This is a genomic window from Bradyrhizobium jicamae, assembly GCF_001440395.1.
Classification (GTDB): domain Bacteria; phylum Pseudomonadota; class Alphaproteobacteria; order Rhizobiales; family Xanthobacteraceae; genus Bradyrhizobium; species Bradyrhizobium jicamae.
On the sequence record NZ_LLXZ01000118.1, the window covers coordinates 118,849 to 131,747 of the forward strand.

The window sequence follows — 12,899 nt, forward strand, 5'->3', positions numbered from 1 at the left end:
GATAGCGCTCCTGTCAGGCCTGAATGGCACGGCCGCCGAGGGCGGCGTGACGGCGATAATGATGGGCGCTGCCGCCGAACAGCGTGTCGAAGGCGAGCAGCCGCTTGAAATAGGAGCCGATGTCGAGCTCTTCGGTGACGCCCATGGCGCCATGAAGCTGCACCGATTGCTCGGCGACGAAGCGTGCGCATCTGCCGATCTTGGCTTTGGCGCCTGACGCCGCACGGCTGCGCGCGACCGGCTCGGCGTCGGCCATCAGCGCGGCGCGCAACGCCATCGAGCGGGCCTCGTCGCACTGCATCGCCATGTCGGCGAGGCGATGGCGGATCACCTGGTTGGCGGACAGCGGCCGTCCGAACTGCTTTCGGATTTTTGTGTATTCGAGCGTCTGGTCGAGCAGCGTCTGCATGATGCCGACGGCCTCGGCGCCAAGTGCGGCCATGGCGCGGTCAACCGCGGCTTCGATCGCGGGCAGCGCGTCGCTGCCGTCGCCGAGCAGGGCGTCGGCGGGAAGCTGCACGCCGCTGAGATCAAGGTTGCAGGCCCGGCCGCCGCCGAGACGAGGAAAGTCGCGCGAGGTAAGCCCGGCTGCGCCGCGAGGCACGAGGAAGAGCCCGAGCTTGCCGTCATCGTTGCGCGCCGAGACGATGATCTGCCCGGCGGCACTACCATCGAGCACGGCGGTCTTGTGTCCATCGAGACGCCAGCCGTCAGGCGTCTTCTTCGCTGATGTCGCGACCTTGGCCAGATCGAACCGCGCCTGTCGTTCCGAATGCGCGAACGCGAGAACCAGCGAGCCGTCGGCAATCTTCGGCAACAGATCCTGCTTCTGCGCTTCCGTGCCGCATTCCGAGATCAGCGATGCGCCGATCACGACGGTAGAGAGATAAGGCTCAGACACCAGGCCGCGCCCGAACGCTTCCATCAAAATGCCGATTTCGATCGCGCCGCCGCCGAGCCCGCCATGAGCTTCTGAAATCGGCAGCGCCAGCCAGCCGAGATCGGCGAACTGCTTCCAGATATTGGTGCTGAAGCCGAGCGGATCGCCCGCGATCTTTCGGCGGTGATCGGCAGTATAGGTCTCGCTGACAAAGCGGTCGGCACTTTCGCGCAGCAACCGCTGCTCGTCGCTCAAGGTGAGGTCCATCTGATCTTCTTTTGCTTTTCTACTTTGTTTGGGCGGGTTTGCGGACGGACGGATGAAGGCCCGCTGGATCCACGATCATTCCGAATTCCTGAAGATTGTGCGCGTGGCAGAGCTGATGCAGCGCGAATGCCTGCTCGATCGCCGCAGGCTGTCCCATCACGTCCACCGAGCGGTTGACGGCTTCCTTGGTCAGTTTCAGCGCGAAGGAAGGCTTGGCCGCAATCCGTTCCGCAAGCTTCATCACGAAGTCGGAGAGTTCATCCCGCGGCACCACGTGATTGACCATGCCGAGCCGGTGCGCTTCCTCCGCGCTCCAGACATCAGCGGTGAACAGCAATTCCTTGGCCTTGCGCGCACCCAGCTCCCAGGGGTGCACGAACCATTCGACGCCGCAGACGCCCATGGTGACGACGGGATCGCAGAACTCGGCATCGTGGCTTGCGACGATGAGATCGCAGGCCCAGGCCAGCATCAGGCCGCCGGCGATGCATTTGCCGTGCACTTCCGCAATCGTCGGCTTTGCCAGATTGCGCCAGCGCCGCGTGATCTGCAGATAGATTTCCTGCTCGCGCGCGAAGCGACCATGGGCGTTGGGCTCGGCGAATCCGCCCCAATTTCCGACGGGTGGAAAATCCACGCCGGCGTCGTTCTTGGCCCCGGGCCGCAGGTCGTGCCCCGACGAAAAATGCGGGCCATTGCCGGCGAGAATGATGACCTTGACCGCATCGTCCTGCACCGCCTGGTCAAAGGCGGCATTGAGGTCGTAGGTCATCTGCAGGTTCTGGGCGTTGCGGGCCTCGGGCCGGTTCATCACGATCCGCGCGATCCGCGGCTCGGGCCGCTCCACGACGATGGTCTCGAACTCCATGGCGCCCTCGCGTTTTCCTTATTTGTTGGCGGCCATGTTGTTATTTCGGCAAATGATACGCAAGTCCCGTCGCCTGCAAAATCGGGCTGACGCGGCCACGCGCCTGCATACCGGACGCAACCAAATGTGCTATGTTGGCGTTGGACTTTTCTTTGGGGAGAGTTCGATGCGCAGATTTTGGAGCATACTGGCGACCCTGTCGTGCCTGAGCCTGACCAATTGCGGCTATAACGCGATCCAGACCACTGACGAGCAGGTCAAGTCGGGCTGGTCGGAAGTGGTCAACCAGTATCAGCGCCGTGCTGATCTGGTGCCCAACCTCGTCAATTCCGTGAAGGGCTTTGCACAGCAGGAAAAGGACGTCCTGCTCGGTGTCACCAATGCCCGCGCGAAGGTCGGCAGCGTCCAGGCGACGCCGGAGGTGCTGAACGACCCTGCTGCCTTCCAGAAATTCCAGGCGGCACAGGGCGAATTGTCGAGCGCGCTGTCGCGGCTGCTGGTCGTGACCGAGAACTATCCGCAGCTCAAGTCGGACGCGCTGTTCCGCGACTTGATGGCGCAGCTCGAAGGTACCGAAAACCGCATCACGGTGGCGCGCAATCGCTACATCAAGGCGGTGCAGGATTATAACGTCGGTATCCGCACCTTTCCGAACAATCTGACGGCGATGGCGTTCGGCTACAAGGAGAAGCCGAACTTCACGGTCGAGGACGAGAAGGCGATCTCGACGGCGCCGAAGGTGGACTTCAACCCGACGCCGGCGCCCGCGAAGTAGCGGACGAAAATGCGCGCGGCAAGGGCCTCTCTGCTAGCACTGCTGCTGTGCTGGGCTGCCTCGGCGCTGGCCCTCGTTGCAGTGCCGCCGTTGAGCGGCCGCGTCGTCGACCAGACTGGCACGCTCTCTGCCGCCGATATCGCCGCGCTGACACAGACACTACAGAATCTGGAGACGCGAAAGGGCAGCCAGATCGCGGTGCTGATCGTACCGACGACGGATGGCGAGGCCATCGAGCAGTTCGCGTTGCGGGTTGCGGAAGCCTGGAAGATCGGCCGCAAGAAGGTCGACGACGGCGCGCTGCTCGTCATCGCCAAGAACGACCGCCATCTGCGCATCGAGGTCGGCTACGGCCTCGAGGGCGCACTGACTGATGCCACCACGAAGCGCATCATCGACGAAGACATCACGCCGAAATTCAAGGCCGGCGATTTCGCCGCGGGCGTCTCTGCTGGTGTGAACCGGATCGTCCGGGTCGCCGACGGTGAAAAATTGCCAGAGCCGGAGCCGCCGCATTGGCAGGGTTCAGGCCTGTCCGAGTTTATCGATCCGTTCAATCCCTTCTTCCTCGTCTTCGCTTTCATTATCGGCGGGGTGTTGAGGGCCTTGCTCGGCCGGTTCATCGGCGCGGCGGCAACCGGCGGCATCGTCGGGATCTTCGGCTGGTTTCTTGCGGGATCGCTCGCCGCTGCAGTCCTCATCGGCTTTATCGCTTTCGTCGTCACTTTCCTGATCCAGAACATGGGCGCCATGGGCCCAAGCGTGGGACGCCGCGGCAGGGACAATGGATGGGTCATGGGCGGCGGTGGCGGCTCGTGGTCCGGCGGATCCAGCTCCAGCGATAGCGACAGTGGCGGTTTCAGCGGAGGCGGCGGCAGTTTCGGCGGCGGCGGTGCATCGGGGAGCTGGTAGCCATGAGCATCGGACGTATCACCCGGCATCTTCTCCAGCATCACTGGCGCCGCCGGCGCGATTTCCCGCCGGCGCTCCTGGCGAGGATCGAACAGGCGATCAATGCGGGCGAGGCCACCCATTCCGGACAGGTTCGCTTCGTGGTCGAAGGCGCGCTCGACGGCGCGCCGCTGTTTCGTAATCAGTCCGCGCGGGAACGGGCGCTGGATGTGTTCTCGCATTTGCGGATCTGGGACACCGCCGACAATAACGGCGTGCTGATCTATCTCCTGCTCGCCGACCGCGATGTCGAAATTGTCGCCGATCGGGGGATCGATACGAAAGTCGGCGCCGCTGGCTGGGAGAAAATCTGCAACGAGATGGAAGCGGATTTCCGGACGGGGAATTTCGAACGCGGCGTGATCAAGGGCATCGAGGCCGTGTGCCGCGAATTGTCGGCGCATTTTCCGCGGACCGGTGGCGGGAAGAATGAACTGCCGGATACGCCGGTGGTGCTGTAAGGCACTACCACTGGCCTAAACCAAGGGATGGTCGGCTTCATCCGTTTGCACAGTGCGAGCCTACCTCAAGACGGTCTGGCCATACCTGCATGCGATGGCATCAGCCGGCACCGGCTGTTACCAATCAAGGCAGAGAGCAAGTGGAATGCAAAGCAGCGGAACCGGACCCCGTGAGCCGGCAGTTGCAAGACAAGGTCGGCGGCGTAACGCCCGCCGGCCTTTTTCTTGGGCGGTGAACGAACTGCCTCGTTACGCCTTCGCCGAAGGCCGCTCGCCCACCCGCGCCATCCACGCCACAATGTTGCTGTTCGCCGCATCGAGCGGCTGGCCGACCTGGCCGGCGAAATCGAGCCAGCCATAGAGCAGCATGTCCGCCAGCGTGAAGCGCTTGCCGCAGATGTATTGGCGGCCGTCGGCCATCTGGCCGTCGAGCCACTGCAGGCGGTTGGCAGCGATCATCTTGAGGCCGGGCGAAGCCTCGGGCGCACAGGGAATCCGCTTCTCGAAAAACTTGAGGCCTTCGCCGAAGCGGAAGCCGTTGCCCATATGCTCGCAGATGTTGAGATCGACGCGGCGCGTCCACATCCGGCATTCGGCGCGCTCTTCCGGCGTTGCCCCGATCATCGGCGGGCTAGGATGCTTCTCTTCGAGATATTCGCAGATCGCGGTGATCTCGGACAGATAGTTGCCGTCATCGAGTTCGAGCGTCGGCATCTGCCCGTGCGGGTTGCGCTTCAAATGCTCGGCCTCGCGGTTCTCGCCCTTGCGCAGGTCGACAGTCTGCTTCGGCATCTCGATGCCCTTTTCCGCCATGAACATGCGGACGATGCGCGGGTTCGGTCCGACCGAGTCGTAAAACTTCATGTGCTGTCTCTCCCGATGTTTTTGTGCAGTGTTGTTGGAAACCGTTGAACAGGCCACCGTGCCATTTGTCAAATGGCCGGACCACACATTCGGCGTGGCGGAATATGTCGCGGACGAACTGGCCTAGCTGTCGTCGAGCTTGTTGAGATCACGCACCGACTGCATGATCGGCTCGAAATTCGCCCGCGCATCGAGCGCGTCGAACAATTGCGCGGTGTCCGACAGCAATGCGTGCGAGCGCTGGATCGCAATTCGCACGTCGTCCTGCGGCGTATCGGACAGTCGTCCGTGGCCCGACAGCAGGATTTTTGAGTTCAGGCCCTTCAGCCGCTCCAGCGACTGGATGTAGTCGGCGATGCTGCCCGAGCCGAATACGCCGCCCATCACGCCGCCGGGCATCAGCGTATCGGAGGCGAACAGCAACCCCTTGTCCTGATCGAACAGCGAGATGCAGGCCGAGGTGTGGCCGGGCGTGTACATCACGGTGAGGCGGAAATTGCCGAGGTCGATCAGATTGCCTTCTTCCAGCCAGAGGTCGACATTGATCGGCACGTTCGGCTCGTTGAACATCTTGCGCAGCATCGAGAAGTCGTCGCGCAGCATGATCTTGTTGGCGGCCAGCCGATGCGCGGCGATGAACGCGCTGCCGTGGAAGTGATAGGCGGCGCCGATATGGTCGAGATGCTCGTGGCTCAGCACCAACATGTCGATGTCGCCGGGCTTCACCCCGAGATGGCTGAGGCACGTCAGCAGGTGCGGAAAGTTCGAGGATAGTCCGACATCGATCAGGATGGTGCGCGAACTGCCGTGCACCAGATAGGCGTTCGCCGCGCGGTTCTTGAACCGGATCTGGTAAACGTTCTCGGCCGCCTCGATCAGCGTGCAGACCTCGCTATCGAGCAGCGTCTTGAACGGGCTCGGTTTGCGCTCGCTCATGAACCGCCCGCGGTTCTGAAGGCGACCGTGTTGGAGGCCCGCAGGCGCTTGCTGAGCGCATCCATGATCATCAGCGCAAAGGCCGGCTGCTGGCTCACCAGATAGACGAAGCGGGCGTGATTGATCCGCATCACGCGGGTGTGGGGCGCGGCCGCGATGGCGGTTGCCGACCGGGACGAGCCGTCGATGACGGCCATCTCGCCGAAGAACTCGCCCTTTCCGAGGGTGACGATCACGGTCTTGCTGGCGCCGTTCATCTTGGCGATCTCGACCTTGCCGTCGAGCACGACGAAGAGTTCCCGCCCGGTCGAGCCTTCCTCAAAAATGACGTCATCTACATCAAACTCATTGATGCATTTTTCGATGGTCATGGCGGACCTCCTGCCTTTCTGGCTGGTGGTCACTCCATGTTAGTCGGGAAACAGACCGGCGCAAACGGAACACGGATGCCGCAGGGCAGCATGGAAGGGCTTGGACGGGATGGTCGGCGGATGCTGGCCCGAAGCCGGGGCGGATGAGTTCCTAAAATTTCGGTAAGGCCGACGCCGGTAACGATTTGGCAAGCAATAAAAGTTACCAAATGGTCAATCAATTCTGGAGAATCCAACGTGAGCGATCAGCAATCCCAGCCCACCAGCGGTGAAGCCGGAACTCCTGACGCCGCGCCGGCTGCCCCCGGCGCGGCTGCGACGGGCGAGCCGGTAGCGGCCGCGGCAGAGGTCGAGACGGCCAGGCTCTCACCCGGGCAGGAAGAGACCGCGCCCAAGTCCGACGCGCCCAAGGTGGAGGCTGTCGGCATGGAAGCGCCGAAGGTCGAGATGCCCAAGGCTGAAGCCCTCAAGATGGATGCTCCGAAGATTGACGCTCCCAAGATCGACGCCGTGAAGCCGGAAGCACCGCGCTTCCCCGGCAACGTGACGATCATGTCGCCCGGCGATCGCGTCGGCTCCGAGGCGAAGGCTGCGCCGGCGGAAGCATCGTCCGGCAAGCGCAGGTTTGGGGCGATGGCCGCTGTAGTGGCGCTGGCGACGGTGGCGGGTGCGCTCGGTGGCGCGTTGGCAACCGCCGGGATCGGGAAATTGATGGCCCAGGAAACGGCCGCGGCCCCGGTGAAGGACAGCGCGCTCGAAGCCTCGGTGGCGCGGATCGATGCCGAGATCGTTGCGCTGAAGGCGAGCCTCGAACATACCGCCAAGGCCGGCTCGACCCAGTTCAACAAGGCCAATGATCGCCTCGACAAGGTCGAGAAGGCGCAGGCCGAGCCTGCCGCGAAGCTCGCCAAGCTCAGCGAATCCGTCGACAAGCTCCGTGCCGCGCAGGCATCCGCAGCGACCGCTGCCGCAACGTCGGCGCCTGCCGCCTCGGCTGCCGCGAAAGACGTGACTGGCTCGGTGCCGCAACAGGTTGCTGCCGCGGCCCCACCGCCGGCGCCCGCGGCTCCGCCCAAGTCCGAGGTTGCCCGGCTGCCGACCGTCGAAGGCTGGGTCTTGCGCGACGTCGCCAACGGCAGCGCCCTGATCGAGAGCCGCCGCGGCATGTACGAGGTCTATGCTGGCGATCCCGTGCCGGGTCTCGGCAGGGTCGACGCCATTCGCAAGCAGGATGGCCGCTGGGTGGTCGTGACCAGCAAGGGTCTGATCGTCGCGCGCTGACGGGACGAGACGCGAACAGCAAGGCGTTTCACGGCGACGTGAAACGCCTTTTTCCTTGAATAGACCTCTTTGCGCGGTGTTAGTTGGGGCATGAGCCGCGCGCCATTTCTTGTCCTCGTATTTGCCCTGCTGTGCGGCGCTTTGCCGGCGCGCGCCGCCGAGACGGCCGCCCTGGAGCGCGGCACCGCCATCACCGATCCGGCGGCGCTGCGCGAACTCGGCGGCGGAAAATTTCGCCTCGACCGCATGCTGCTGCCGGAGCGGTCGGCCGATATTCCGCTCGCCAACAGCGCGTTGTTCTCCTTGCCGTCGATGATGCCGGTTCAGCAGGCGATCGATGGCGAGTTCGATCGCTACATCGCGCGGCACGGCGCGAGCTTGCCGAAGGAGACGATCGGCGTCGGCGAGGGGTTTGATTTCCAGCTATTCGACCGCACGCTGCTTTATTCGGCCGAGACGCGGTTCGTGCTCGCCGGTATCGTCAATCGCATGGACCGCATTTACGCCGCGGAGGCAAGCTGCGGCGAGATCCGCCTGATCTATCGTCTGACGCGGATGAACAAGGCGGCCGGCGACCAAGCGTCGCCGCCGCGGCTGCCGATGACGCTGAACGTCGTGCTGAAGGCAAGGGGCGCGGGCGAGGCGATCACTTGTTCTGAAATCGCCGCTCGATGGCTTGCTGCGCCGCTCGGCGGAACAGACTTGATCCGTCACGAAAACATCGACCGCATCGAGACCAATCTGCAGATTGCGCACGCGCCGAAATCTTCAGTGCGCGATTTCCGCACCGACTATCTCTTGAAAGTGTTTCGCTACGATCGGAACGCGCGCCTCTTCACCGAAGCGCCGATGGAGAACCAGGTCGACCGTGCGCGCCTTCTGGCGGACGATGGCCTCAAGCGCGAGTTCAGGGCATGGCTGCTCGATCCCGCCAACCTCGTTGCCTTCGACCGCGGCACCGTGCTGATCCCGGAAAAATTCCTCGCAAGCGGCGCGATTGCACCGACGCCGGTCGGATTCGATCCATCGAACCTCGAGCCGGAATTCGGGCTGGTGCAAGGAGAGGGCGCCGTGTTCAGCGAGGCCGATGTCGTGGCTGCGCTGAGGAGGGCCACAGAAGGTGGCGCCAAGCTGCAGAACATCCGCTCGCTTGCCGGGTTCGAACGGCGGCTCAATGACGTCACCTGTTCCGGTTGCCACCAGACGCGCGGCATCGGCGGCTTTCATTTTCCCGGCGTCGACTGGATGGCGGACAAGCCGTCGAACTCGACCGTGGTGCCGGGATCACCGCATTTCTTTGGCGACCAGATCCGCCGCCGCGATATTCTCGCAAGCCTGCGCGACGGCAAGCCGCCGGATTACTCGCGCGGCTTTGCCAGCCGTCCGCAATTGCGCGGCAGCACCGAACTCGCCGGTAGCAACCATTACGACGGCTGGGGCGCGCATTGCTATGCGCAGGGCAAACCGGCCGCCAGCAATGACGCGAGTTTTCGCGACTGGACCTGCGCCGAGGGCCTGACCTGTCAGGCCGCCGGCAAGATTTCCCGCATCGGCATGTGCTTCGTCAAAAGCCGCTAGCGCTACGCGCGCTCACTTGATCGGTCACTTGGCATAGTGCGTCAGGCGCTTGCCGGGCAACAGATCGTAGGCCGATTTCCAGCCCGGCAACTGCGCCATCCGTCCGAGCCAGGCGTTGATTGCTGGATGGCTCGTTGCCAGATCGTAGCCGGTTTCGTCGGCGGGATAATGCAGATAGGCCATCATCGATATGTCGGCCACCGTCGGCCGGTCGCCGATTGCGAATGCATTCTTCTGCAGGTGCTGCTCGAGGATCGACAGGAAATCATCGAGCCGCCTGCGGAAATGCTTCAGCACATGCTCGTCCGGCGACGGCGTGAAGGTTCGGAAATAGCGGTAGGTGGCCATGTAGCCGGTGAGCTTGTGGTTGTCCCAGAACAGCCAGCGCAATAGTTCGAACTGTTCCTGCTCGGTCTCGCCACCGAACCGGCCGAACTGCTTTGCCAGCTTGAGCAGGATCGGTGCGGTCTGGGTGAGGCGTTCGCCATCCACCTCGAGCACCGGAATTTCACCCATCTCGTTGACGTCGCGCCGCCATTCCGGCGTGCGCGTGACGCCGCCGCCGAAATCGGTCCACACCGGCTCAAATTTCTGCCCGCACAGAGTGAGCATCAGTGCGAGCTTGTAGCTGTTTCCCGACTCCGGGAAATAATGCAGACGATAGATCGACATGTGGCGCTCCCTGCGGGTTCACAGCTTGCCAGTCCGATGGCCGATACATATAATACGCTAAACAGAACATTAGTTCTGTTCTATGCTCAATCGAAAATCGTGTCAACGTGACCAGGGAAATCGAACGAAAGGTAAGCCAGCGGGAGCGTCCCTTGATGGAGGCGACGCTTCGCATTATCGGCCGCAAGGGAATCGACGGCGTGACACATCGCGCCGTCGCGACCGAGGCTGACGCGTCGGTCGGCGCGGTCACACATCACTTTGCAACGCGTGATGCCCTTGTGGATGCAGCGCTTCGCTTTGCTCTGACACGCGAAGTTGGCCGGCTCCGTGCGCTGGCGCTCAGTCTGCAAAGCAAGGCATTCGACACGGAAGCCTGGATAGATTCGCTGGTGGCCTGGTATTCACAGGAACTCAAGACCCAGCCCGAGATCCATATCGCCTGTTACGAGGCGTTTCTGGCGTCAGCGCGAAATGAACGTCATCGATCGATCGTTGCCGAATGGTTTGAGACGTGGCGGCAAAGCGCGGAGCTTGCCCTGCGGGCCGCCGGCTCGTCTGACCCTCGCGGCCATGCCGAGCTGTTTGTCTCCACCCTGATCGGAATTCTGTTGCAGCAGCTCGCTGTGCCCCGCCGTAGCTTTCGGCAGGAAACGAAGACGGAACTGTTGGGGCTGGTCAACAATCTGCTTGCGAAGAGGTAACCTCTCTCAAGCTGGAGAGAGGTTTCCGACGGCCAAGAACAGCGTGACGTGCTTCCTCACGCCACCGCGCCGGCTGCGCGCAGCTTGCCGATCGCGGCGTCATCGTAACCAGCATTGCGCAGAATTTCATCGCTGTGCTCGCCGATGCCGGGCGGCTTGCGCGGCTGGACCTTCTTGCTGCCATCCACCCAGATCGGGCTGGAGATCGTCAGCATGGTGTCGTTCTCGAACGGCACCAGCACTTCGTTTTCGATCATCTGCTTGTCGTTGGGAATGTCATCGAGAATGCCGACCACGCCAAACACCAGGCCATTGCCGTCGAGGATCTTGCGCCATTCGGCAAGGTCCTTGGTCGCAAAGATCTCGTCGAAGATCTTGATCAGTTCGAGCGAGCGCGCATGGCGGTCCTTCTTGGTCTCGAAACGCGGATCGGCAATGAGGTCCTCGCGGCCGAGGCAGCGCGCCAGCGTCGGCCATTGCCGGTCTTCATTGAGCAGCGAGAGGATCAGCCAGCGGCCGTCCTTGCACTGGTAGTGATTGGTCACCGCATTCAGCGCGCGCTCGCGCGGGCGGCGTTCGCCGAATTTCGCGCCGACCAGCTTTGCCTGTGCCAGTACCGAAGCCGCCCAGATGCCGTTGGCCATCAGGTTCGAGCTAACATGCGAGCCCTTGCCGGTGCGCTCACGCTTGTAGAGTGCGGTGACGATCGCGCCGTAGAACGCCATCGCACAGGGATGGTCGCCCATGCCGGCGATCGAACGCGCCGGCGTGGTGTGTTCATCCGCGCGCACCAGGTCCATCAGGCCGGAGCGGGCCCAGTAGGCGTTGGAGTCGAAGCCGGGCTTGTTGGCTTCCTCGCCCTTTTCGCCATAGCCGGTGAACGACGCATAGATCAGGCGCTCGTTGCGGGGCGCCAGATGGTCATGGGTGATGCCGAGCCGCTCGCGCACCTGCGGCGGATAGTTGGTGATGAAGACGTCGGCCTGGGCGGCGAGACGATGCAGCACGGCCTGGCCCTCGGGTTTGGAGAGATCGAGCGCGAGGCTCCGCTTGTTGCGGGCTTCCAGCATCCACGCGAAGTTGTGCTCGCTATGCGGGTAGCCCGGCAAATTCGGCAGATTGCGATAGGGATCGCCGGCGCCGGGCGGCTCGATCTTGATTACGTCGGCGCCGAAGTCCGACAGCACGGTGGCGGCCGCAGGCGCTGCGATGAAGCTCGCGCAGTCCAGAACCTTGAGGCCTTCGAAAATACCCTTATCCATCGTGGCGCCGCTCCGTGTGGCTTATCTGATTGTTTTTCGTGGGTCGGAATTACCGCCAGCGAAGGCTGGCATTCGGGTGCCATTTGACCCATCTCGGGTGAGCGATGCAACTACTCGCCGCCGGACATCAGCGCTGCATTTCCGCCGGCTGCGGCGGTATTGATGGTAACCGTCTGTTCGGTCGCAAAGCGCGCCAGATAATGCGGCCCGCCGGCCTTCGGGCCGGTGCCGGATAGTCCGTGGCCACCGAACGGCTGCACGCCGACGACGGCGCCGATCATGTTGCGATTGACGTAGATGTTGCCGACCTGAACGGCGTCGATGACGTCCTCCACCGTGTCGTCGATCCGGGAATGGATGCCGAGCGTGAGCCCATAGCCCGAGCGTTCCACCGCTTGCAGCACCCGGTCCAACCGGTCGGCACGGTAGCGCACGACGTGCAGTACCGGGCCGAACACTTCTTCCGTGAGCTGGCCGGCATCGGACAATTCGAAAATATGCGGCGCGACGTAATTGCCTTGTGGTGCGCGACCCGCAAAGTGCACTTTTGCTTCCTTCTTCATGCATGCGATATGCGCATCCAGCCGCTGCTTGGCCTCGGCGTCGATCACCGGGCCGATATGCGTGGCGGGATCAGCGGGATCGCCGATGACGAGCTCGCGCGCCGCGCCCGCGATCATTTCGATCATGCGATCGGCGACGTCATCCTGCAGGAACAATAGCCGCAGGGCCGAGCAGCGCTGGCCGGCGGAGCGGAATGCCGAGGTCACGACGTCATCGGCGACCTGTTCGGGCAGCGCGGTGGCGTCGACGATCATGGCATTGATGCCGCCGGTCTCGGCGATCAGCGGCACGATCGGCCCGTCCTTGGCGGCGAGCGCGCGGTTGATGGTGCGCGCGACTTCGGTCGATCCGGTGAAGACGACGCCGGCGATGTCGGGATGCGCCACCAGCGCGCCGCCGATCCGGCCGTCGCCTGCCACGAGATGCAGCGCTGTGGCGGGGACGCCGGCTTCGTGCAGCAGTCGC

General features: G+C 63.3%; 14 protein-coding genes. 6 read left to right on the forward strand and 8 right to left on the reverse strand.

What is annotated here, in order from left to right; translation table 11 throughout:
• Positions 1-13 precede the first annotated feature (13 nt).
• Entirely contained in the window at positions 14-1,147 is a 1,134-nt protein-coding gene (locus CQ12_RS19435; protein ID WP_057836906.1) for an acyl-CoA dehydrogenase family protein, read from the reverse strand.
• Positions 1,148-1,166: 19 nt separating this feature from the next.
• The gene (locus CQ12_RS19440) at positions 1,167-2,015 is read right to left on the reverse strand and encodes an enoyl-CoA hydratase (RefSeq protein ID WP_057836907.1); all 849 of its coding nucleotides are present in this window, start codon (positions 2,013-2,015) and stop codon (positions 1,167-1,169) included.
• A gap of 166 nt (positions 2,016-2,181) precedes the next feature.
• Between CQ12_RS19440 and CQ12_RS19445 the strand changes: the two genes are divergently transcribed.
• From CQ12_RS19445 to CQ12_RS19455, 3 genes are read left to right on the forward strand one after another with little or no spacing between them, the layout of a single operon-like run.
• A complete protein-coding gene (locus CQ12_RS19445) occupies positions 2,182-2,790 on the forward strand; it encodes a LemA family protein (RefSeq protein ID WP_057836908.1) in 609 nt (202 codons plus the stop codon).
• Positions 2,791-2,799: 9 nt separating this feature from the next.
• Complete coding sequence (locus CQ12_RS19450; RefSeq protein ID WP_057836909.1) at positions 2,800-3,702, forward strand: TPM domain-containing protein; 903 nt, start codon at positions 2,800-2,802, stop codon at positions 3,700-3,702.
• A 2-nt stretch (positions 3,703-3,704) separates the two neighbouring features.
• On the forward strand, positions 3,705-4,202 hold the full coding sequence (locus CQ12_RS19455) for a TPM domain-containing protein (protein WP_057836910.1): 498 nt from the start codon (positions 3,705-3,707) through the stop codon (positions 4,200-4,202).
• A gap of 249 nt (positions 4,203-4,451) precedes the next feature.
• Here the strand turns inward: CQ12_RS19455 and CQ12_RS19460 are convergent, their stop codons facing one another.
• From CQ12_RS19460 to CQ12_RS19470, 3 genes are all read right to left on the reverse strand, one after another.
• A complete protein-coding gene (locus CQ12_RS19460; RefSeq protein WP_057836911.1) occupies positions 4,452-5,066 on the reverse strand; it encodes a glutathione S-transferase family protein in 615 nt (204 codons plus the stop codon).
• 123 nt (positions 5,067-5,189) lie between these two features.
• Positions 5,190-6,002 carry an MBL fold metallo-hydrolase gene (locus CQ12_RS19465; protein ID WP_057836912.1) on the reverse strand — a complete coding sequence of 271 codons (813 nt, stop codon included), beginning with the start codon at positions 6,000-6,002 and terminating at the stop codon, positions 5,190-5,192.
• Positions 5,999-6,373: a Crp/Fnr family transcriptional regulator gene (locus CQ12_RS19470; protein ID WP_057836913.1), complete on the reverse strand. Its 375-nt coding sequence runs from the start codon at positions 6,371-6,373 to the stop codon at positions 5,999-6,001. The genes CQ12_RS19465 and CQ12_RS19470 overlap by 4 nt, the downstream gene beginning before the upstream one ends.
• 237 nt (positions 6,374-6,610) lie before the next feature.
• On the opposite strand from CQ12_RS19470, the gene CQ12_RS19475 reads away from it, so the two are divergent.
• Both CQ12_RS19475 and CQ12_RS19480 read left to right on the forward strand, forming a co-directional pair.
• A complete protein-coding gene (locus CQ12_RS19475; protein ID WP_245310006.1) occupies positions 6,611-7,654 on the forward strand; it encodes a hypothetical protein in 1,044 nt (347 codons plus the stop codon).
• 90 nt (positions 7,655-7,744) lie between these two features.
• The gene (locus CQ12_RS19480; RefSeq protein ID WP_057836915.1) at positions 7,745-9,232 is read left to right on the forward strand and encodes a hypothetical protein; all 1,488 of its coding nucleotides are present in this window, start codon (positions 7,745-7,747) and stop codon (positions 9,230-9,232) included.
• 24 nt (positions 9,233-9,256) lie between these two features.
• Here CQ12_RS19480 and CQ12_RS19485 read toward each other — a convergent pair whose 3' ends face one another.
• Positions 9,257-9,904 (reverse strand): glutathione S-transferase family protein, encoded by a 648-nt coding sequence (locus tag CQ12_RS19485; protein WP_057836916.1) that lies wholly within the window; start codon positions 9,902-9,904, stop codon positions 9,257-9,259.
• Positions 9,905-10,059: 155 nt separating this feature from the next.
• On the opposite strand from CQ12_RS19485, the gene CQ12_RS19490 reads away from it, so the two are divergent.
• Positions 10,060-10,608 (forward strand): TetR/AcrR family transcriptional regulator, encoded by a 549-nt coding sequence (locus tag CQ12_RS19490; RefSeq protein WP_057836917.1) that lies wholly within the window; start codon positions 10,060-10,062, stop codon positions 10,606-10,608.
• A 56-nt stretch (positions 10,609-10,664) separates the two neighbouring features.
• Here CQ12_RS19490 and CQ12_RS19495 read toward each other — a convergent pair whose 3' ends face one another.
• Together CQ12_RS19495 and CQ12_RS46455 are read right to left on the reverse strand one after the other, a co-directional pair.
• Positions 10,665-11,870 carry a CaiB/BaiF CoA transferase family protein gene (locus CQ12_RS19495; RefSeq protein ID WP_057836918.1) on the reverse strand — a complete coding sequence of 402 codons (1,206 nt, stop codon included), beginning with the start codon at positions 11,868-11,870 and terminating at the stop codon, positions 10,665-10,667.
• A gap of 110 nt (positions 11,871-11,980) precedes the next feature.
• A partial coding sequence (locus CQ12_RS46455) for an aldehyde dehydrogenase family protein (RefSeq protein ID WP_245310008.1) occupies positions 11,981-12,899 on the reverse strand: 919 nt, incomplete at its 5' end.